The organism is Ectobacillus funiculus (assembly GCF_004138295.1).
GTDB lineage: Bacteria > Bacillota > Bacilli > Bacillales > Bacillaceae_G > Ectobacillus > Ectobacillus funiculus.
The window spans coordinates 71362-95618 of record NZ_SCFM01000016.1 but is presented as its reverse complement, the minus strand read 5'-3'; the positions used below and the strand labels follow the sequence as shown (position 1 = coordinate 95618).

The following is a 24257-nucleotide window of genomic DNA, read 5'->3' as shown; positions in this document are numbered from 1 at the left end:
TCATTTCATCATTCAGCTGTATTTATGGAATTACGGAATTCAACAGGTGTTTGACCAAAATGTTTTTTAAATACCGTACTAAAGTAGCCGGAGTTGGAAAACCCCACTAAGTTTGCTACATCAATGATTTTAAGTTCTTTATCTTTCAGAAATTGCTGAGCTTTATCCATTCGCAAATTAACAAGATAATCGCTAAAATTTTGTCCAACATAATTTTTAAAAGTCTCTGATAAGTACGCACTATTGATATGAAATAATTCAGATAACGAAGTAAGAGAGATTTCACTTGCATAATGCTGATCCAAGTAATGTCGAACATTATCAATGATTAATTTTCCATTCGAAAAACGGGTCAGACGCACCTTTTCAATAATGGACTGTGCTAATTGGATGAGCTGCTCTATGACTTTACATTGAGAATTGAGCCCCCAAATGCTCTGCTGACAACTCCACATCGTGTTCTGAATGTCTTTTGTTTCAGCATCATATTTTCTAGCCAGTGAGCCTAATAAAAATAGTACTCGATTAGCAACAAATGAAAAGGACAAAATGGATTGGTCTTCGGTGTTTCCTAGCGCATTGTGAATATTCTGTTTAAAAGCCTCAAAATTCACATTCTCAATCGCATTTGTTAACCTTTTCTCTAAATCAGGTGAAAACTTAAATAGTTCTTCCTTCATGACCGTCGCATCGATCACCTGTGATTTTGAGCCCAATTGACTTTGACTCCAGGAAAGTAAGCTTGAAATATAGCCATTTTTAAGCTCTGCAAGACCTGTCACAGCATTCCCAATTCCTATTGCCGTTTCTAGATTCAGAAAGGTTTTTACGTTTTGTTGAATCTTCTCGACTAAACTAGAAACACTATCCAGACTCCTAGAATCTACAAGATATAAAAAATGAACGACAAATGCATAGCTTGGGTCGTAAAACGAATATGTTCCTGTATGCTCTTTCGCTATTTCTTTGCATAACATCTGAAAAGGGAGCCAGAGTTCCTTTAATCTATTTGAACCCCCGTCACGCTTCCTAATTTCCACTGTTACAAACTGGACTGCAGCATTTTCGGTTGCAAGATTTTCTAGCTGCAGCTGATGCAATCTATCAATCACTATATTAAGCTGCAGCCACTCCCCTTTGACTAAATGCAGTAAATATTGCTCTTGTACTTGTTGCAGCTGTGTGTGAACAAGCTGATGCAGCCGAGTTGATTCAGCCTGCTTTCTCTTTTCATCCTCAACTTCTGCACGGATTTTTCTCAACACCTCTACTAATTCATCAGGGGCAACAGGCTTTAATAAATAGTCTTTAACCCCTTCCTTCATAGAACCTCGCACATATTCAAAATCAGAGTATCCCGATAAAACAATTACTTTTACTTTTGGAAATTGTTCATGACAATGTTTAGCTAATTCAATACCATTCATAATAGGCATTCGCATATCTGTAATGACCACATCAACATCCATGCTTCGAAGCAATTCGAGTGCCTCTTGACCATCAGAAGCCTCTGCAACAATTTGAAAGCCCTCTTCCTCCCAATCCACCTTCATTCGTAAGCCCTTACGAATTTGAATCTCATCATCCGTTATTATGACTTTCATCATGGCTATCACCCCTATGCAAGTTTATGCGGAATGTAATCCTTGTTCCCATATTCTTTTCAGATTCAATTCCATACGAAAAATTTCGGCCATAGTAAAGCTGCAGTCTCCCAATTACATTTTTAAGCCCAATACTGCTTCCTCTGCTCTCTAATACATTTCTTGTTTCATTATTCTTTTCTTGGTTCAATAAGTTTGCGATCACTTCTTCAGACATTCCTACACCATTATCTTCTACTGAAATAAATATTTGATTTCCAGCCTTCTCCGTTTTGATTTTTATTTCAACCTCTTTATTTCCTACAAAACCATATTTAACTGCGTTTTCCACGAGCGGCTGTAGAATAAATTTAATGATCGGAAGTTCTTTCGTTTCAGCATCCTCTTCAATCACGATAGAAATTGTATCCTCATAACGCAGCTTTAATATATTAGTGAAATTTCGGATATAATTGATTTCTTCTCCCAAGTTCACTACATCACTTTGGGTATTCAATGAATATCTCATCATCCGGCCTAAATAAACACTCACATTCATTACGTCCTTACTTTTTCCCTGGGCAGCCAATCCTCCAATAATCTCAAGAGTATTATTCAAAAAATGGGGATTGATTTGTAATAATAACGCTTTGTATTCTGCATCTTTTCTGCGAATATTTGCCTCATATTCCGTTTCTATCAAATGCTTTAATCGATCAATTGTCTGACTAAACATTTTTATAACATACCCAACCTCATGATTATCAGATTTAATAGTAGGCATAAAGCGTTTGGCTCCAGCAAATTCACCACGTTCAACAAATCTCATGGCCTTTGTAAGCTTGCCAAGAGGGCTTACGATATTGGAAGAAAGCATAAAGGAAGCTATGATTGTTAAAATAAAAATAATAGCGCTTATGAGCAACAAATTTCGTTGCAACTGCTCAATTTTTGAAAACAATTCAGACTTCGTTACTTCACTAATTAAAATCCAATCACCCACTCTTAACTTTTGAAAAAAAACGAGATACTGCTCTCCTTTATAAGCAGTTTCTATTAAACCTTTTTCCCTCTTACCATTCGTTATTTCTGCCAAGCTTTTTTGTAATACATCCTTAGGAGTCTTTACTTGACCAAGTAATACATTTGTCCCCTGCTTGTCCAACAAATAAACACGACCATTTTTTCCAAGAGTAATTTTATTTAACGCATTTTGGAGCAAGGATGTGGGAACATTCACTTTAATCACTCCATACCTTTCAAATGTATACATATCAAACAACGGAAGAAGGTAGCTATTTTGCATACCTTGAAATGGCTGAAATGGATCTATATGTGCTTTTACCCATCGCTGATCATGCTCTGAAAAATCTTTAAACCACCGCGTATTCTGCAGAGAAGGATTATTCCCCCAAATGCCTGTCCCATCATTAAGAACGACGGAGATGGAAATTCCATTTGAATTATTAATTGTGATGGAGGACAACTGCTTTTTGAGTTGGTTTTTCGTTAACAAACTCTGTTCCTTAAGCGAACCAGCAGAATCCTTTTCTAGCTTCATCCAATCTTGCGTTGTTTGATTCACAAGAACCTGTTTTCCAAACTCTTCTGCTTGTGTCGTTACTGAATTAATATAAAGTGAGTACTGATCCATCATTTCTACAGTTGAATCCTGAACCTGCTCTTTCATAATAGATGTAAACCAATTTGGGATAATGATTGATAAAATAATAAATGGAATCGTTAACAGCAAGGTGAATATAAGCATTAAACGATTTCGTAAAGAAAAAAACATGTACCTCCCCCCAAACAATAAGAAACTCCCTACATGATATAATCAAAAAAGAGATGATTACATTTTCAAATCATTATATTAATTGAAACATACACCTTCCTAACTTACTACGGAATTTTTCAGTATTAATTATTTCCAGCGCTGAGTCAAATAAGAATACCACAGTCAAACTGACCGTGGTAGACTAGGATTCTATACATTCTTATCTTTTTAAAAATGCCCCATTGGTTAGTAGGAACCAATACGTGCTTTTTAACAAACGATATTTTTTCTCATTTCCTTTGTTATTGTATATCAGACGAAAGTATCCATTGCTGGCGTTCTAGATCGGGATTCCCATCATTAAGTGCCAAAATTCCCTCTCCTGATATTTCGAGTGGCTTGCCATTATGAACAGAAGTGATTCTTACAGTTCCATTATCATTTTTGGTAATAATCCAGCGCTGATTATTATAACCAAGATAGTTATACAGTTGAATTTTATTTTGCCCTGTATCCAAATCAAGCGCTTTGCCGCCCTCTGTACGTATGGAATAGGAACCATACTCATCGCCTGTTGGAATTAAAATCCAGCTTGTAGCTTTATCTGCATCAGCCGCAGTCACAGGCTCACCGTTCTGAGAATTAGCAGTATAAATTGCTTTGCCTGTTGCTACGTTCGTGAAGCTTGTTACGACTAAGTTGGCTTCTGATACATTGCTGACATTGACATTCTGATAGGAAGCTTGACCTCCAAATACATTTAAACCAAAATGGCCTTCTGCAAAGGTTCCATCCCGTAAATCCATGATTTTCTGACCATCCACATAAATCTGGATGTGAGGACCTTTCGCTTCAATTTTCACCTTATATACCTTTCCAGGCTGAATAAAAGCAGGAACTTTCCCAATTACCATACGTTCCTCAAAGCCACCGTCAATCTTATAGAAAAGACGGAAAGCCTTCATATTCGGATCAAGGTTGAAATAATAGCCGCTTCTTCCATCTTCACTTGCCCGGAACAAAATGGAACCTGCTCCTCCTGCTTGTCCCAGTATCATATCCGCTTCATAAGTAAAGTCTCCTGCAGTTTTCTTTGCAATATAGTTTGCATCACTTGTATACGTACCACGAATTCCGTTTTCAGTAATTGTCCATTTGGAGGCAGAGAGATCTGATTTCCATCCAGTCAGATTAGTATAGAATTCACCTTCGTACACTCTTACAACGACATTTGCTGAGGTCTTTCCATTTGGTGTAGAGGCTGTAATTATCGCTTCTCCTTTACTTCCAGCTTTAAGTACCGCCTTGGAGTTAGTAGAGGAATCAACCTTCACCACATCCGAATTGCTAGATTTCCATATAATTGGCTGAGTTCCCTTTCCTTTTCCGTTCCCCGCGGAAGCAAACAATGTTAGAGCATCGCCAATACTCATCTCTCTTTGATTTGTATCCATTACAATTCTGGTATCCTCATCCGCATTTTGATTCCAAGTGTTTGCAAGGGAATGTACTTTCAATGAGACAATATTCACATCGCCTCCCTTGGTGTAGAAGTTCATGCTACGGCTTGAAGGATCAGGAAAAATAACATCAGAAAAAACAACTTTTCCATCATTCGCAAATATTTCAATGGCCGAATCATCTACAAATATATTCATTTTAATACGTTTATTATCCGGTTTTAATGGAGCTTCATGTAGAGTGGTAAAAAGGCTGGAGAAATCAGTTTCTCCTGACCTAGCACGGTCAACAAATATTTGCTGATCTGCTGTTTTGTATCCAACGACTGTTTTTTGATCAGTACTTTCACGAACTTGAAAACCAAATTCGGTTATTGTGCTAGTAGAAGGAATTTCAACCTCAGCTTCTATTTCAAAGGCTCCTGAAGAGATTCCTTTCAACAAGTTTGAAGCATTATCCGGATTTACTATTTTGTTCTGCGTTTGGAAAATGGTACTGCGAATCGCCTGTAGTTCTTTAATTGGAACTTGTGCAAGTCTTATCCCTTCGTCCGTTTTCACCAATCTTACTTCCCTTGGAATGGTCAGTTCTCCCTTCCAGCCTGTAGTCGGGAAAGCGAATGGATAATCCCAGTTGGTCATCCATGCCATCATCACACGGCGGTTATCCGGCATATTAGAGAAGGACATTGAGGCGTAGAACTCTTTTCCGTAATCCGTTTTTAACACTTTACCTGCTGCATTATCATTGATGAATTTGCCATCAGCTGTCAAATGCCCTATAAAATACTCCGCATCGGATCCTTGTGTCTTCGGATTTGCCCCTGTGCTTATCATTAGGACCCATTTTTTCTCCTCTGTCCCGTCTACCTGAAGTTCGAAGAGGTCAGGGCATTCCCATACACCGCCGCGAACATAATTTCCATAACCAAAATTATCAGTAAGCTTCCAATCAATTAGGTTAGTGGAAGTAAAGAAGCGAATGTGATCTCCTCCAGATACAACCATGACCCATCGATTGTTTGCATCATCTCGTACTACCTTAGGATCACGGAAGTCCCAGCCCCCTGGATCTTCTCCATTCTTGCCTGGATTTTCAATGACAATTGGATGCTCCGTTGAATACTCCCAAGTTCGTCCCTGATCAGAACTGTAAGCAAGACCAATACGCTGATTACCATTAGGTTCATCTGGATTAAAGGAAGTATAGTACGCAATAAGACCTTTACCACCAGAATTAGTGAATAAACCGGATGTATTATTCAGATCAGCTACAGCAGAACCGGACCAAACATGCCCGTGCTCATTCCATGGCAAAGCAATGGGGAGGCGTTTCCAATTCACCATATCTTTACTTACTGCATGAGCCCAAGTCCCGCCATCTTGATGGAATAAATGATACTCGCCTTCGTAGTAGACTAGCCCATTCGGATCACTTACAGAGCCACGGGCTGGAGTATAATGAAAATCTGGTCTATACTTTTCTTTGTAATAGCTGGATGTTGGGACAAGATAAATATCCTGGAAGTAAGCAGAACCCGATGTTACAGTAAACCCAGCAAATCCAGTTTCATAACTGATATCCGTAACCTTTACAGCTGCCTCAGAATATCCATCAACATAAAGCTCGATTTGATTGCCGTTTGTTATCACTTCAAGGTGGTGTTTGGTACCCTCTTGATTTTTATAGGTGCGGTCGGATGTTTGGAGAACCGTACCGTCAGCTTTCTTCAATTGTGCTTTGACAGTGCTTCCTTCTTTAATAAGTGCGGCCTGGTAACCAGCTGTTCCTTGTTCATTCGTACGAAATGCAAGTGCTGCTTCTGATGAATTTTGATCGAACAAAACATTACCTTCAAGCACAAAGTCACTTGTACTAGTATTGTAGATTTGTTTGGCTTTCACACCATCAACAGCACTTCCCTTCAGACCTTTAATAGATGGTTCCCAGTTCCCTTCTTTATATAGGGATGAACCTAGGTTTGTTGAAAGTTCGCTCACTTTTACATTTTGAAACAATGCTGCTCCATTCCACACATTAAGGCCAAGAAATCCCTTCTTATATGTAGTATCATTAATATCAATAATTGGAGTATACTTATTCCCCCAATAAACTTTAATATTATCTCCTATCACCTTCACCTTTAGATGATAGATTCCGCCCTCTTGTAGCGTCACTTGGCGTTCCTCTTTTAATTTCTTGTCATCACGAGCGTCACGAAGACGAATGATTCCTGCATTTGGAACGATTTGCAGCATGTATGAGTCCCAGCCATCTTCACTAGAACGGAATACTAACGTGGCATCAGCATTCTTGTCTATTACTTTTACATCTGCTTCATAAATAAAATTTTCAGATATAACACTTGATATAGCCATAACATTCTCTTTCGGTTCTGAAGTAAGCAAAAGTCCCTGTTCTGTGTCCTCTAGCGTTCCTTTCCCTTTGATTTGCCAATCTGTTAGATTAGTAGCTGCTTTGGATACGCTTTCAAAAATGGTCGATCCCTCCCTCGTTTCTTTACTTACTGGTTCATTCGATTCAAGTGCCCTGCCTGTCACAGGATGAACAAGAAGCGTTCCCACGGAGGCAATGATAAGTACGGTTGGCACAAATACAGAAGTCCATTTTGTCCAAGTTGATTTCATCCTCTACCCTCTCTTCCATAATAGGTTTATCCCAAAAATGGCATCAGCAAAACTCCTTGATAGAGGAAGATCATAGAATTTTCTCTGATCTCACTTCATCAATCTTGTCAATATTTGTGCATTTATTCTTGTTCTTGGGGCGTAGGCTCCTGATTTGCTGGCCCAGCGCTTTATCATTGATTATGTATGATCCCGCAATTCAGCCCGCTGTACGAGACAAGAAGCCACAATATATTCAGCTCTTCGATGTGATTGCTATATCCATCCACAGCAAGGGAAATAAAGGGCTTTCATTTCCCCCTTACTTGCTGCAATTACAATTTATCAAAGCTATGAAATTACGTCAATGATTTTTGTAAAATTAGTATTTTACATTTGTAAATATAAAATTCAACAAAATGATCATCCTATCATTATATTTTTTATACACTAAATGTTTTTTAGATTTTCAATAACAAATAATCTAAAGAAAACTCCTGAAGAAACACAGAAAACTTATTAACACACCATCAAACAAAGGGGCGTTTCGACTCTTTTTATTTTACATTTGTAAACTAAATTGTCTATTTGTAAAACTCCAGTTGCCATTTTTCACGATCTAATATACATTTGATATAACAAAATAAGATTATGCTTATTGAAATCTTTACTTAATTAAAGACTATAAAAAGCAAGGGTGAACTTAGATACATGGCGAAGGAAAAAATAACTATTCAAGATATCGCCGATGCGCTTGGGATTTCCAGAAATACGGCTTCCAAAGCTTTAAACGGAAGCAACAATATCCCTGAAGAAACACGAAACAAGGTCATAAAAAAAGCAATTGAGTTAAAATATAAACAATTTGCTCTTATGGATAGCAGTACGCTACTCTCCAAGAATTCAGGGAATATCGCATTATTAACAGCAAATTTGCCTAACACATCTCATTTTGGTTCAAGATTGATAAGTGGGCTTGAAAAGCAAATTAGTTCTCAAGGATACAATCTGTCCTTTCATATTGTAAGAGATATTGACCAAAAGTCTTTAACCTTACCTAATAATTTCGACGCGGCGAATGTTGACGGTATTATCTGTATTGAATTATTTGATTTAAACTATAGTAATCTCGTTATGAGTCTTGGTATCCCTACAATCTTTGTAGATTGTGCCGCAAACATTTGTTATCCTAAATTCAAAGCCGATTTGCTCTTAATGGAGAATCAGCACAGCACCTATCAACTTACCAAAAAACTAATTGAAAACGGATACTCAAGTTTTGGATTCATTGGAGATTATAGTCATTGTCTTAGTTTTAACGAGAGATGGCTCGGCTTTAATCGTGCTTTAATAGAGGCCGGAATCCCTCTGGAACTTTCACAATGTATAGTGGGAGATGATTCTCTCTTCTTTAGGCCTGACTGGATAGAAGATCGCCTGCAGAAAATTACAACCCTCCCTTCTGCTTTTGTCTGTGTCAATGATTTTATAGCGGTAAACATGATGAAGGCACTGAAAAACATGAACCTCTCTATCCCTAAAGATGTGGCCATCTGTGGCTTTGATAATGGACCAGAAGCAGGTATTGTAGAGCCACCTTTAACAAGTGTCCATATTTATAGTTATGAGATGGGGATTAAAGCAGCAGAAATGCTGCTATCTAGAATTAATAATCCGGATCAACCCCACCAGGTTTCTCATATGTTCACAGAGCCAATCATTCGGGATTCAACACCCTTAATAAGCCGATAATACAAGCAATTGTATAGAATAAAGATGCTGGTATGTTTGTGTGTAAGGCCAGCATCTGGCAACCAGAAAGAAACGCGTAATGGAAAGACGGGAAACGGAAAGAACTCGACCCTTAGGTATTCCTTTGATGTGAAGAAGTGCCAGACATGTCCGTTTCAAGAAGGGTGTTACAAAAAGGGAGCCAAAAGCAAAACGTATTCTGTATCCATCAAAAGTACGGAACAGGCAGATTAGGAAGCGTCCCAGAACAGTGAGCTAAAACACCAGCACAGGTATAATGTTGCATCCTTCTCGGCCTCCTTGGCATGGAATTACAGGGGGCCATGGTCATTTTCGCGGTGAACCTCAAGCGGATTGCGAAACTAAATGTAAACTCCTTTCCCTTAAAGTTTCCTCTTGCTGTTTTTATTTTCCCTTAAAATTAATTCATTTATGATAGCTCTCCTCCATCTCGGGTTCACCTTCATAATTAATGTCTATAAGTGAGCGATGTTCACCTTTAAAGCACTGCATAGAGGTAAGTTGGTTAGATCAATGTCACGAACAACTGATAAGTGTAAATGTCCCTTTACCGTTTGCTGTGTACAGTAGTAAATAAATCGACTGCCAATCATTGGAGTTACCAATAAAAGTAGGAAAACGCTACCACCTATTCAAAGGAGAGGTCATTTACTCTCTGATGGCTATTAATTTGCGGTCAATTCCTTAACTAAAAGTGCTATTCAAATGAAAAAAAGCTAAGGAAATCAACTCTCCTTAGCTTTGATTAATCATTTCTACATTCTTAATTCCACATGATGATCGTGCCCATCATCCAGCAATTCCACATATGGTCCTGCAGAAGTGTCTTTTTCCGAAATCGGAACTTGCACACCATCAACAGTTAATCCACTTTCACCACCAGAATTATTCATAACAGTAATTCTATAATGCGTACCACCAAATCGGTAAGTCACCGAAAAACCTGGCCACTCGCTTGGTATACGCGGATCAAGATAAAGACGAGTTTCTCGTCGCCGAATCCCAAGTATCCACTCAATTCCAGCCTGATAGAACCATCCTGATGCCCCCGTATACCACGTCCACCCTGCATGTCCGTGATTTGGTTCTGCCGTATACACATCAGCGGCAATCGCATAAGGTTCACCCACATACCTTTTTACTTCTTGGTCGGTACGGGTATGAGTTATCGGATTAAGCATTGTAAACATCTCCATTGCTTTATCACCGTTGCCAAGCTGACACGAAGCAATGATGCCCCAAATAACTCCATGAGTATACTGGGCACCGTTCTCCCTAATTCCTGGCGGGTAGCCTTGAATGTACCCAGGGCTTGGCTCGGTCCGATCGAAAGCTGGGGTCAATAGCTTAATAATAGCCAGATCCTGTTCCACCAGCTCCCGATCGAACGAATTCATTGCTTGTATAGCACGGTCCCTTGGTGCTGCTCCTGAGATAACTGACCATGATTGAGCAATAGCGTCAATTCGGCACTCCTCATTTTCAACTGAGCCGAGCCATTGTCCTGCATCGGTAAAAGCACGTCGGTACCACTGACCATCCCAACCGTGCTCGTTAAGAGATTCGGCTAACTGCTGGTACATTTCCTTAAATGCTTTCACACGTTCAACATCGCCGCGCTGACCGCAAATTTCAGTGAAACGGTTCAATACGTCACAAATAAACCAGCCAAGCCAGACGCTTTCGCCTCGTCCTTTCACACCAACCTGATTCATGCCATCATTCCAATCTCCCACTCCGATTAATGGCAATCCATGCTCCCCAATCCGGCTTAAAGACCGATCAATTGCTCTTAGGCAGTGCTCATATACCGTGCCCGTTTCAGAAGAGCGTACGGTCGGTTCATAGCGTTCATGTTCATCCTCAGTAAGCGGTTCACTCGTTAGAAATGGTGCTACTTCGTCCAAAACCGTTCGATCACCAGTATGCTCGATATAACGTGACACCACATATGGCATCCATAATAAATCATCTGAAAATGTCGTTCGAATTCCACGTTCTGTTTCTTCATGCCACCAATGTTGCACATCGCCCTCTACATATTGATGGGATGCGTGGAGGATGATTTGTGACCTTGTTTTTTCCGGCATTGTATGCAAGAGCGCAAGTGAATCTTGCAATTGATCGCGAAAGCCAAATGCTCCTCCAGCTTGATAAAAAGCAGTTCTTGCCCATATTCGACAAGCGAGCGATTGATATAATAACCACCCGTTTAACAAAAAGTCCGTTTCCTTCGACGGCGTTGACACTTGAATTTGGCCTAAATGACGGTCCCAAAAAGCAGAAACCTCCTCCATCGCTTGCTCACAAGCTGAAGGTTGACTGTATTTCTTAGCTAACTGTAAGACGTTCTCTTTAGAATCGTCACAGCCCAATAAAATATAGACAACCTGTTCCTCACCTGGCTGTAGGGTGAGCTTAGTCTGAACCGCACCACAAGATTCGTAATGCGTGCCTGTCCGACACGACAAGCCAACACGCCCCATTGCCGCTGGATATTCCATACTGCCATTTCGTCCGATAAATTCCTCGCGGTCTGCCGTCCACGTTAGATTGTAAGAATGATCGGAAGCAGAAACAGAACCACTTGCTTGCTCCGAAGCAGCCTCGGAACCTGTATCTGTATCTTGTTGTGGATAAATCCCCAAAAATGCAGTCGCATCCCGGAAAATTTCTTGATACATGTTCTTGGCTATCATAAGCCGCTCAGACTCAATCCATTCGGTCACAATAAATGGTGCATTTGCTTGGCGCTGTACTCCTAAAACCCACTCGGCATAATAGGTCAAAGAAATTTGCCTTTGCTCTGAGGTCTTGTTCTGCAGCGTCAGCCGGATGATTTTTACAGGATCTTTTAATGGCACGAATACAAGCATTTCATGTTTAATGCCGTTTCTTTCGTGGTCAAACTTTGTAAATCCTTTACCATGCGTTACCTTATATGGATCCTTTGAATGGACTGTGGATGGTGTGAAGGACCACACCGCACCACTTGCCTCATCCCTTAAATAGCCTGTTTCCGTCGGTGGATCCAGAACGGGATCATTCGACCAAGGTGTTAGCTTGCATTCACGGCTGTTTCGCCACCATGTATAACCCGTTCCCATCTCGGAAATGAGGCAGCCAAAATTAGGATTGGCAAGGACATTAATCCACGGTGCCGGTAAATGATTTCCATTTTTTATCATGATCCGGTACTCTTTTCCATCAGGAGAAAATCCGCCCCAGCCATTAAAAAATAACCATTCTTTCGTTTCTTCTTGGATTGCTTGTCCGGAAGAAAAAGTCTTATCCGTAGCTGAGGGAAGCGGAATAAGTTGCTTTGGCAATTCACTCGTTGTTTCAACCTTTTGTAGCTCATTTTCCGTGCCAACCTTAGGCAATCGCATTTGCGTTGCTAAACTGGCTCCGCCTGCACGGAGTTCGATCCGAGCTACTGCCCGTAACAATGCTTTATCCTGCTCACCCAATTGATTAGAGGCAACGACATATACACCGGACAAACCTGCTCCAAAACGATCAACGCCATGCTCTGCCGCCTGCTGAAGTGCCTCTTGCAAGTGTTGGTGATAGCCTTCCTCCGATTCGTTAAGGAGAACGAGGTCGAATAAAAGACCAAGCCGCCGGATGTATTCATGACCCGCTAACATTTTTACAACGAACGGCATTTGGCTGCGGTCTTCAACTCGCAGGAGGGCGACCGGTCGATCACCAGATACCCCAAAGCCCCAGAGTCCAGACTGGCCTTTTGTATTGCTTAAAATATTGTTCATCCGATCCTTCTTCAGCGGGGATGTATATAAAATTTGTCCTGCCAGCCTTTGAAAATCAGTTGCCTCTCGATTCGTTAAATGCAGATTGCGAATTTCGATCTGTGCTCGATTCCATGATAATTGAAACGCCCGTTCAACTGCTTGATCAGGAGTAAACTTGCGCACAATTTCGATCGCATCTTCCCTTGTCTCACTAACTGAGGTAACGGCAACCAATCGAATTTGTTTACCTGGTTCAATGCAGATGCGCCGTCTCATCACAAAGGCTGGGTCGGCCACAGAGCCAACCTTGCCACGAAGGCGAGTCCGGATTCCTTTGGGCTCTGATAGTTGATAGCCCCGACCAATGAAGCTGGAGCGGTCTGTTTCAAATTCAATCGTCCCAAGAGTATTACCGTCAACCATAAGTGAATGGGCTGACCAAAGTGCCTGGTCCTTCGCTTCGCGAGGTCTTCGGCCAGCTACAAGGCAGCCTGATTCAGCATCGAAAGCAGTCCGTATAAACAGCTTGCTAAAGGCAGTATGAGCAACATCTGCTATTGGGTTTGACAAAGCTGGCTCAACAAAAGTTGTAACCTCCAGAACTTTTGATTGTTCACCGCTATTTGTCAAAGTGATTCTGCGCAGCTCCGCATTCCATTCTGACGAAACGCAAATCTCCATATTAGTCTTAATATCCCCATCAACACGCATAAACGTTGCACGGTCTAGCTCAAATTCTACACGTTGTTCCGAAGCTTCCAGTTTACATGGTTGGTAAGATGGCGACCATAGCTTATCTTGGGAGACATCCCTAATATAGACATAGCTCCCCCACGGATCCATTACTGGGTCTTCACGCCATCTAGAGACTAATAAACCTTTGTACTGGTTAAAACCACTGCCGGTATTTGTTACGACTGTTGTGAACGAACCATTTGAAAGAACGTTGACCTCAGGAACCCTTGTGTCAGGCGAAATATATTCCCTTACTGTTGCAACATCCTGAGCGTTTCTCGGATAAGGCTCGTGTACACGCCCCAAAGCTGGATGCTTAATATACTTAGGGTTTTTCGGAATTCTTTCTTGTAAGAGCAATTCCGCTGAACGTATTTGTTTATTGCGATGAAATCTCTTCACCATTGTTTTTGGCTGTAATAGGTTCGCCAGAGTTAGTAAGCTCATTCCTTGGTGATGGGCCATAAAACTTTGAATTACCTCATGGCGCTTCCCATTCGGCAGCCGTTCTTGTGTAAAATCCATTGCTTCATAAAATCCATATTTTCCTCGGCCATTTAACTCCTCCATTTTTTTTAAAGCAGTTAAAGCCTGAGTCTTTGCAAAAGGCAGCGCCATGATTGTGGCGTAAGGCGCGATGACCAAGTCCTGCTCAAGTCCCCGTTTGAATCCGAGGCCCGGAACACCGAAGGCCCGATATTGATAATTCATTTGATAATCAAACGCATAGTAGCCCGATTCAGAGATCCCGAACGGGACTCCTCGCTGGTGTGCATATTCAATTTGGCGATCAACAGCCGCTGCGTATGTTTTTTCCCATAATGTATTACGGTACGTCCTCATTAACAGCCATGGCATTAAATATTCAAACATCGTCCCAGTCCAGGATAAGAGGACGGGGTGTTTCCCAACTTTGGTCATCGTTCTTCCAAGTACATGCCAGTGGGAGACTGACACTTGACCAAGTGCAATCGCGACAAAGCTTGCAATTCTTGCCTCAGAGGCCATTAAATCATAAAGCACTTCATCTCGGGTGTTTCGATCAGCATGATACCCTAAAGTAAATAGATTGGCTTTATAATCAAATAGAGGCCGGAAATTAGTTTCTTGAATCAATTTTTCGATACGTTCAAGCAACAGGTGACCCCTCTCCTGCCAATTAACGCTTGCCTTCTTGCCATTCGGTCTTCCCGAGACATCCGGTGCGATTTCTTCAGAAAAAGCAATTTTCAGCATTTCATCATTATGAGAGTAGTCAGTCGGATGTTTCTTTTTATTGTAGGGTTCAAGCCACTCTGCCAACCCTTCTTTTACGGTAATAAGACAGCCAACTAAGTTTCCTGAATCAACTGTTGATACATACCTTGGTAATAACGGATTCAGTGTCTCTGTGTCATACCAGTTGTATAAATGCCCTTCCCATTTTTCCATCCGCTCAAGCGTCTCTAATGTACGCTCCAGCCGTAAAATTAACCCTGGGGTATCAATAAACGCAAAATCTCTTGCTGCTAAAGCGCAAGTAAGATACAAGCCAATGTTGGTAGGAGAGGTGCGATGGGCCACCCCGTTTGGCGGTGCCATCTGCACATTGTCAGGCGGCAGCCAGTTCTCTTTTTCAGTAACGTAATCTTCATAAAAAGCCCATATTTCCTGAGCCAAGTTCGTTAGTTCTTCCCTCTCATCATCTGAAAAAGTAATATGATCCTGTGGAAAAGGCTCGTTTAACCACTTAATCACAAATGGAGCGCTTACCCACATCACAATTAGTGTAAACCCAATGATTCGAACCACTATAGAGTCATTAAATAATATTGCCGCCAAAAACAGAATACAAAGCCCATAGCCTCCCAACATGCCTTGGAGGATAGGAGCACCATTCTTTTCACTATTGCGATTCTCCTCATCTGATGTAACCCATTCGAGCAATCGTTTTTTTGAAAATATTAAACGATACAACGTTCTGCCAATTGCATCGAGCAAAAGGACAGCTTGAAACGGCAGGGTGACAATCCCAAACAAAACTTGACCCGCCGTGTTCAAAATACCGCGCAGATTCATTAAACCGGGCTTAACGGTGAAAAGCTGGCGAAGAACTGGCAGGAACCAAGTTGCAGCCACCAAAGCTATCCAGCGAAAAGGTGAACCTGGAAGGACTGTAACTGCTAAAAGAAGGGTGATAAACTGTGTCGTAGACAATAGACTCCGCCGCATATTATCAATAATTTGCCAACGAGTCAGCACAGACAAATCAACTGGTGCCAGTTCACCCCTTCGGTTATTTAATCTTGGCAGCAACCAAAGTAAAAGTTGCCAATCTCCTCTTACCCAGCGATGCTGCCGCTTTTGAAAGGCAATGAACTTCGCCGGATGATGATCAATTAATTCGATATCTGATAGTAGACCTGCACGCAGGAATCCGCCTTCAAGCAAATCATGACTTAACACCAGGTTATCTGGAACCCGTTCACATATGACTTGATAAAACGTATCAACATCGAATATTCCTTTTCCGGTAAAAATCCCTTGACCAAGCCCATCCTGATACGGGTCAGAAACAGCAAATGCATATGGGTCAACCCCTGAATCTGTTGACCAAAGACGGGCAAAACGCGATTTCATCGAGGCCTCATGACTCATACTAATTCTTGGTTGAAGCACACCATATCCTTCTACTACTCGAGTCTTCGCTTCATTTAGAATCGGCTGATTATATGGTAAATACAGTGTCCCAATCATTCGTTGAGCACTTTCAAGTGGCAGCTGCGTATCAGAATCGAGAGTAACGATATAACGGACATCCTTAAGTAAAGTCAAATCTGCTTCGATAAAAGCAAAGCTGGTATCCTTTCTCCCTTTTAGCAGCTCCACAAATTCTACGAGCTTTCCCCTCTTTCGCTCCCATCCCATCCATATACCCTCAGACGGGTTCCATTGCCGCTTTCGCTGAAAGAGATGAAAGTTTGTGTTGGGATAGGTATTCCGCAATCTCTTAATTTCTTGTTTTGCTGCTGTTAAAATAAATTCATCCTGTTCGAGAGACTCTGTCCCCGCATCCTTGAAGTCACCCAATAATCCAAAATGGAGATTGGCGTCTCGATTCGCCAAATAATGCAATTCAAGCCGTTCCGCTAACTCCTTCACTTCAGCTATGGATGACCAGATAACTGGAATCACAACCATCGTTTTCGCATCAGCGGGAATCCCTTTTGAAAAATCACATCGCAATAATGGGATTGGACTTTTGACTCGTTCAATGAACCAATGAGCTGCAGTAACCGCCCACTCCATCGCAGGGAACAAGAGAACTACTAGGATCGCTAGCCATTGCAACGATGAAAAAAATTCACCCCAGCCTATCCAAATTGAAAGGCCAAATAAGACAATAACGAAATAAGCTGCCAGCATATTAAAATACGTCCCCGTAGCACGGCGCATTAACCCTGTTTCTGGAAGAGCCCGGGGTTTGCCGCATATCTTTAGCGCTTGTCTCAATTGCATAATGCCATTGGGTTCTAATAAGTAATATGCAACAAACATTGGCTGATTTCTTTCCTCGCTATTTCCCTCTGCTCTTGCTTGCTCCACAGATGGATTCTCTCCATATGTATCCGCGAGCTCCACTGCCTTTGCTGCCACAAGGTTTTCGGGTAGGTTTAAGCGTCTCGCTAGCTGCTCGACCCTCTTTCGGAGAGTATCACGACTCGAGAAGTCCAATTGCGTATAAAAGCCTGTTCGCTCTTTCCGCAGCGACTGTTCAACCATGCTAATTTGCTCAAAGGTTTCCTTCCAATCCCAGCGAGAGAGCTTACGCATACTTGTAATTAGATTTCCTGTTGTCACTTGAAAAGCTGCTTGGAGCTGAAATTCATATGACAATATGTGATCAAGGCTCTCGGGTCCATTCTCCAATTTACAAATGAGCCATTCCCCAACTGTCGCTGTATAATCCGCTCGCTCGCGCAGATGTTTCACTAAATGGACAATCATTGGACCGGAAAGAGGCATTTCTTGTCCAGCTTCTTCTAATACTTGCTTCATTTTTTCGGGAGTGATCTCCGATACCTTGATACCGGAAAGCAGCTCTTCAGCCAACAAACAAACATCGCGTCTTTCCTTGACTGTATCCATGATGTCGGCCAGACGACGAATCAAAGCCACCCTCATAATAAGCGGTATCGCCCAAACCTCAGCAATTGTCAGTACGGAAACTTCCTGATAGGACTGAAGATAGGAAATAAATGAATCCATATCCAAATGCCCGTCGTTAAATTGGAGATAATCTGTACAAATAGAAAAAACCCTGGAATCCCCCGTTTTTTTGAGGTGGGGTAAAGAATTAACAAAACTTTTCGTTAAATTTTGGTTTACTACAAGTACTTGCTCTTCCAAAAACTCAGCATTATCTAATAACCATTCCTCAGCAGGCTGTGAACAGGAGGAACGATTATCTCTTAAGTCGTTAACAAAGCTGCGTAACTTCTCTAAGTCGGATTCGTTAGACCGTATAAAGCGTGCAGAAAGCTTTCGACTTATGAAAGGATCGTGCTTTAATGCCGCTTTATGTGCTTCTTCTCTTAGCTGCTCTTTATTAAAAATCATTTATATTTCCCCCAAAATAGGTTTTCTAACAACGTGTCATATTGATAAAACTACCCATTGTGGCTGGAAAATATACGGAATGATTCTATATGTTAATTTGTATTCGATGATGAGAAAGGGGGATTCTCGCCTGTTTTTTAATAAAAAAAGAGCTGAATGTTTATCTACAGCTCTCTTGCATATATTTAATGATTTGCGATGATTTCTACTATTTTATCCTCGATTTCTTTTCCTTTTTCTTCATCAAGCAGGTTATTTAATAAAATGGAAAATATCAGTGTTTCTTCTTTTTTCGTTTCCACATAACCAGATAAGGAAGTAACAGTTGTAAGGGTTCCTGTTTTTGCTTTTACGTTTAGAGATTCCATTCGTTTTCTCAAGCCTCCTCCTATCATCCTGTCGCTATTACCAGCGACAGGCAAGGATTTTAAGAAAGAGGGAAACCATTTTTCCTTTTGAACATGAAACAGAAGGTTCGAAATTTCATTAGCGGGAATTAAGTTAACATGAGAAACGCCTGAACCGTCTCTGATCACTAATGCATTTGGATTTACACCTAGCTTGGGCAGCTGCTCATTTAACACTGCTAGCCCTTTTTCCCAGCTGCCTTCTCCTTTCCTTATTTTCCCCATTTCCTTAACTAAAATTTCCGCATGTCCGTTATTGCTAAGCTTCATAAAAGGTATGAGAAGTTCAGACAAGGGAATAGATAGATGACTTGTAAGGATATAAGCATCCTTAGGTGTCTCTCCAACCTTAGCAGTTCCCAAAAGTTTGATCCCTTGTTTTGCTAATTCTTGCTTAAAGAGATCAAGGGCAAATTGAGTCGGTTCCCAAACTGCTATCCATTCTTTTTCAATTTTTGCTCCGATAGGCAGAAAGCCCTTAACGATTATGGTATTTGAACCGTGTTTTCGATCAATTGTAAGCTCCGTTTCTCCATCAGAAGATATGGTCACTGCTTGATTGATGATATGTATATCATTTGTTTTGTGTGAGAGCTGAATTTGTGCGGGATCCCCTACTTCCAAACCTGGAGATACCTCGACAAGGATCGTACCAGAATCAAAATCTTTATTTGGAGAAACTGTAAGTGCCGAAATTTGAGATCCATAATAGGCGTACTCATCACTCCAGATTAAATCAGGAGATAAACGAACATCGTCGAACCAGCTATCGTCTCCTATGAGGTCTCCTTCGATGATACTGATTCCAGAATTGGCAATATGTTTAGCCATTTGATTGAGATCTTCTCTTAAAAGTGTTGGATCGCCAAAACCTTTTACATACAGATTTCCCTTTAGGATATTTCCCTTTCTCTTTCCTTCTATTCTGACTTCAGTCTTAAATTGATGCTCTTCACCTAAGACTGATAAGGCTACTGCTGAGGTAAGGAGCTTCATATTTGAAGCAGGCCTCATCCGGATATCTCCATTATGCTCATATAAGATTTCCCCAGTATTTGCCGATCGAATGCTTATTCCCGCAAGCCCTCCTTTTAAAAGTGGTTCTTCCTCTAAGATTTGATTGATCTCTGCTTGCAAACTTTGATCTGATTCATTTGCATATGAATGGGAGGAAGGCGGTAAAAAGGCCGCCAAAATTGAAAATACCAAGATATGTATGCCGCTTTTTCGTATAATGTTCAACTGTTTCCACTTCCAAATTGTTTTTAGTACATATCTTTTCCTGTTCACTCGATTCTATTACACCACTGGAAACGTGCTGGATAGATACGAACCCAATCAAGAGTGTTGTTTTCTGATAGACTCGTTTGGATTGCACTTGCTCTTCCTCCTCCATCCCTTGCTAAGCAAGGAGGCATATACAATCTACTTCATATTGAATTTATAGTATTATAGTGTTAAACTGTTATAGTTTACTGATATATTAATGCATTAAAGCAAAATAACGTTCAATTAAAGGTGGTATTGTACAAACATGAAACAGTTAGCAACTATTATCTTAGTAATAGCAGCGGTATTCACAGTTATCGCCGGGTGCTCTAAATCACCGGAAACAGCTGAGAAAACGAACAATACGCTGGTAATCGGAATCGATGATAAATTTGCACCGATGGGATTCCGAGATGAAAATAATGAAATTGTTGGGTTTGACATTGACTATGCGAAAGCAGCTGCGGAAAAGATGGGAAAAGAAGTCAAATTTCAACCGATTGATTGGCAAACAAAAGAAGCTGAGCTAAGCAGCGGCCGAATTGATCTTATTTGGAACGGGTATACCATTACAGATGCACGTAAAAAGAAAGTTCTGTTCACAAAACCTTATTTAAAGAATGCTCAGGTTGTTGTTACGTTAGCTGACTCCAAAATTACTAAATTAGCTGACTTAGAAGGAAAGGTTGTAGGCCTTCAATCACTTTCTTCAGCATCGGATGCCTTGAATGCTGATCCAATCAAATCTAAAATCAAGACGGTAACAGAATTTGCCGATAATGTTTCTGCCTTAAACGACTTAAAAAGCGGGCGTTTGGATGCAGTCATTATTGATGAAATTGTGATTGATTACTATATGACGAAAGAAAAAAGCACATTTAAGGTGCTAGATGAGTCTCTTGCTCCAGAAGAGTATGGAATAGGTGTCAAAAAAGGAAATGAAGAATTATTGAAACAACTTCAAACAGCGCTTGATAAGCTAAATGAAGACGGCACGGCCGCTGAAATTTCGAAAAAGTGGTTTGGTGAAGATAAAGTATTAAAGTAATAATGAATATAAGACAAAACAGGTTTCCTTTGGAAACCCTGTTTTGTTTTTGGAGGAATCTCTTTATGTCTTTTGATTATGTTACTTCAATTCTTGCACCCCTTTTGGAAGGGGCACAAATGACAATCCTCTTATTTTTGATTGCCATTGTAGTGTCAATTCCGCTAGGGTTCTTATTAACACTCGCTATAAAGAGCCAATTTAAACCTCTTTCCCTGTTTGCTCAGGGCTATGTTTATCTGCTGCGCGGAACCCCGCTCTTGCTCCAGCTGTTATTTATCTGTTTCGGGCTGCCGATGCTGCCTGTAGTTGGCGAATATTTGGTACTGGATCGTTTTGTCGCTGCCTGTATTGGTTTTATTTTAAACTATGCAGCCTACTTTGCAGAAATCTTTCGTGGCGGTCTCCTGGCTATTGATAAAGGTCAATATGAGGCATCTCAGGTTCTCGGCTTAAACAAATGGCAGACGATGATAAAGATTATCCTGCCGCAAATGTTCCGCATTGCCCTGCCAGCTGTAGCAAATGAATCTGTCACACTCGTTAAGGATACGGCGTTGCTTTATGCGGTTGCTGTACCTGAATTGCTGCACTTTGCCCAAACGGCTGTTAACCGCGACTTTACTATTATGCCATTTTTCCTTGCCGGTCTTATTTATTTGTTCATGACCCTCGTATTAACGTTGTTCTTTAAATGGCTTGAGAACCGGTTCAAATTTGAATAAGAAGGAGTGATGAATATGGCGATCATTGAGGTATCCAATTTAAAAAAGTCGTACGGTAAGCTTGATGTATTAAAACAAATTACCTTTGATGTAAATAAAAACGATGTAGTAGCAGTCATCGGTCCCTCTGGTTCTGGCAAAAGCACGATGCTTCGCAGTCTGATCCACCTTGAAGAAATTGACGGCGGCAGCATTTGTTTGTCCGGCAATCATTTGGTGAAAGATGGCGTATACGCAAAGCCTCATGAGATTAAACAAATCACAGGAAAAATGGGAATGGTGTTTCAGCATTTTAACCTCTTTCCTCATCTGACTGTCAAAGAAAACTTGGAGCTTGCTCCGAAAATGCTAAAAAAGGAAACTTCGGCTGAGATTCAACAGCGAAGCCAAGAGCTGCTGGAAAAAATCGGTCTCACTAACCGGGCAGCAGCTTATCCTGCGAACCTGTCTGGTGGCCAAAAACAAAGGGTTGCCATTGCAAGGGCGCTGATGATGAACCCGGAAATCTTGTTGTTTGATGAGCCTACCTCAGCCTTGGATCCAGAATTAACTGGTGAAGTATTACAAGTAATGAAGGATCTTGCGCAAGAGCAAATGACAATGATTGTCGTAACCCATGAGATGGGCTTTGCCAAGGAAGTTGCAAATAAGGTCATGTTCATGGACAATGGAGAAGTTGTCGAATCTGGGTCCCCTGAACAGCTGTTTATGAAACCGCAATTTGACCGGACAAAAACGTTCCTAAACCGCAGTTTGAAATAATTGCTGCCGCGTTTTGGGACAAGCAAGCAAGCACAAAGATTGCTTCATAGATTTATACCTCAACTAGATTCAATATGTAACCCAAATCGGTTTTTCTACATTTTCAGGCAGATTTCACCCGTTCGTGAAATCTGCCCTTTTTCGCTTAAAGTGCAAGGAAACATATAAAAGGCTAGAGTGCAAGGAAACATATAAAAGGCTGGAGTGCAAAGTACCCCCTCTCTCATGCAGTTAAGAATTGTATGAACAGTACATTCTATTCAAAGGGGATTAAATAGGGTTCTGATGCAAATATAATTTTTGGAAAACATATCCACTAGGTACTTGGTACTTTTTCTCTAGCGTTGAGTGTATATTCTTGTTACTATATTTAATGATGATTTGATAACTTTTTAAAGGGATGGAGAGTAACAGAATGAAAAAACGATTATTTCCATTACTATTGATTCTAGTAATGGTACTCACAGCTTGTAATAACAAGGTAACAATTCAGAACACATCGGAGAAAAAACAAACTGTTGAAAAACCAAAAGTAAAAGAGACGGACCCGTTTAAAGAAGCATCATTCCTACGAGATCCAAGTAAAACATATACATATGAATATAGTAATGGATACGTTTCAATTGAAACAATTGAAAAAGATAATGGCAGTGAACAAATATGGAATATGGACTTAGGTGAATCCGGTACACAGCAAAATATTTATCAGGAGAGTAATGAAGGTCTTTTTGTTGGGATTGTCGATAGTGAAGGCTACACTGCGATTGTTTATCCTATTAAAGTTGGTGCTTCATGGGAAGTATGTACGGACCCGGAGGATTGCACCAATTATAAAATCGCTGAACTACTAGACTCTTATCAAACACCGGCAGGGAAGTTTGAACATGTTGTGGTGATTGAAGCAGACGATGGGGGTCGTACATACTATGCGAAGAATATCGGTTTGCTTGCATATATTGATAAAAATGGAGAGGTCATTTCACAGCTAAAATCACTGCAAGAGTCCGGAAATGCAGCCGCACAATCATCAAAAATTGATCCCACAAAAGAAGTATATAATTGGGATAATGTGAAGGATACAAATGGGAAGAGAGCAAATGTGAAAATCGTGGCCGAGCAAGATAAAACGTATCTTTCAGATATGTCTTGGGCAGGTGCACAGGAAGGGGACACTATTCGCGAGGGTAGCTATAAACTGTTGATTAACGACATCCCTCAAGACGTTAAAATTGGAGATTGGGTGTTTAACATGAACAAGAACAGCGGTGAGGTGATTGGAGATGCTCCAAACCTAATCGTTGTGAATCAGACGGAGGCCTCCAATTCTTATAGTAGCAAGATATTCTATATCCATGATGGAAAAATGGTGGAAGTGAAAAACTCTGATGGTACCAGCGACTTTTCTCACAGCGGAGACCATATTTATCCAATCAGTAAGGATACCTTCATCATCTCCTGGTACAATAATGCTGATGTTGAAACCTACTACGAAGTATTTACATATAAGATTGTCGACTTCGCATCTGGAAAAACCAATCTGATTAAGGAAGAACAAGTAAGCCTAGATAAATCTGAAGCTTTTTTTGCACCGCTAAAGAAATATAGATAAATTGATAGGTAACCATTAAAAAGGCAAACTTGATTCTGAACTGCACCCCAATCGTTAGCTTTTTTTGTCTAACAATTGGGGTGCAGGCATGTCAACACCCATTTGGCAAAGCACATCCGGGTGCGAT

At 40.8% G+C, this 24257-nt stretch carries 10 protein-coding genes and 1 pseudogene; 6 read left to right on the top strand and 5 right to left on the bottom strand.

Translation table 11 applies throughout. The features are described from left to right. Positions 1-8: 8 nt before the first annotated feature. From EP737_RS12630 to EP737_RS12620, 3 genes are all read right to left on the bottom strand, one after another. Positions 9-1607, bottom strand: a complete 1599-nt coding sequence (locus tag EP737_RS12630; protein ID WP_246040243.1) for a response regulator transcription factor — start codon at positions 1605-1607, stop codon at positions 9-11. Then, positions 1582-3378 carry a cache domain-containing sensor histidine kinase gene (locus EP737_RS12625; RefSeq protein ID WP_129728334.1) on the bottom strand — a complete coding sequence of 599 codons (1797 nt, stop codon included), beginning with the start codon at positions 3376-3378 and terminating at the stop codon, positions 1582-1584. Before EP737_RS12625 ends, EP737_RS12630 begins: the two co-directional genes overlap by 26 nt. 284 nt (positions 3379-3662) lie before the next feature. Next, entirely contained in the window at positions 3663-7469 is a 3807-nt protein-coding gene (locus EP737_RS12620; RefSeq protein WP_129728333.1) for a GH32 C-terminal domain-containing protein, read from the bottom strand. Positions 7470-8159: 690 nt separating this feature from the next. On the opposite strand from EP737_RS12620, the gene EP737_RS12615 reads away from it, so the two are divergent. Beyond that, entirely contained in the window at positions 8160-9200 is a 1041-nt protein-coding gene (locus tag EP737_RS12615) for a LacI family DNA-binding transcriptional regulator (RefSeq protein ID WP_129728332.1), read from the top strand. Between the two features lie 17 nt (positions 9201-9217). Next, positions 9218-9619: pseudogene (locus EP737_RS26265) on the top strand (hypothetical protein); the annotation flags it as partial. Between the two features lie 357 nt (positions 9620-9976). Here EP737_RS26265 and EP737_RS12610 read toward each other — a convergent pair. Continuing rightward, positions 9977-18310, bottom strand: coding sequence for a glycoside hydrolase family 94 protein (locus EP737_RS12610; protein WP_129728331.1), 8334 nt, complete (start codon positions 18308-18310; stop codon positions 9977-9979). A 185-nt stretch (positions 18311-18495) separates the two neighbouring features. Next, positions 18496-19950 carry a D-alanyl-D-alanine carboxypeptidase/D-alanyl-D-alanine endopeptidase gene (gene dacB, locus EP737_RS12605; protein ID WP_425455903.1) on the bottom strand — a complete coding sequence of 485 codons (1455 nt, stop codon included), beginning with the start codon at positions 19948-19950 and terminating at the stop codon, positions 18496-18498. Between the two features lie 301 nt (positions 19951-20251). On the opposite strand from dacB, the gene EP737_RS12600 reads away from it, so the two are divergent. The 4 genes from EP737_RS12600 (at position 20252) to EP737_RS12585 (ending at position 24130) form a co-directional block, all read left to right on the top strand. Next, positions 20252-21034: an amino acid ABC transporter substrate-binding protein gene (locus tag EP737_RS12600; protein ID WP_129728329.1), complete on the top strand. Its 783-nt coding sequence runs from the start codon at positions 20252-20254 to the stop codon at positions 21032-21034. Positions 21035-21099: 65 nt separating this feature from the next. Beyond that, positions 21100-21759 carry an amino acid ABC transporter permease gene (locus EP737_RS12595; RefSeq protein WP_129728328.1) on the top strand — a complete coding sequence of 220 codons (660 nt, stop codon included), beginning with the start codon at positions 21100-21102 and terminating at the stop codon, positions 21757-21759. A gap of 15 nt (positions 21760-21774) precedes the next feature. Continuing rightward, positions 21775-22521, top strand: coding sequence for an amino acid ABC transporter ATP-binding protein (locus tag EP737_RS12590; RefSeq protein WP_129728327.1), 747 nt, complete (start codon positions 21775-21777; stop codon positions 22519-22521). A 415-nt stretch (positions 22522-22936) separates the two neighbouring features. Then, complete coding sequence (locus tag EP737_RS12585) at positions 22937-24130, top strand: hypothetical protein (protein WP_129728326.1); 1194 nt, start codon at positions 22937-22939, stop codon at positions 24128-24130. Positions 24131-24257 lie beyond the last annotated feature (127 nt).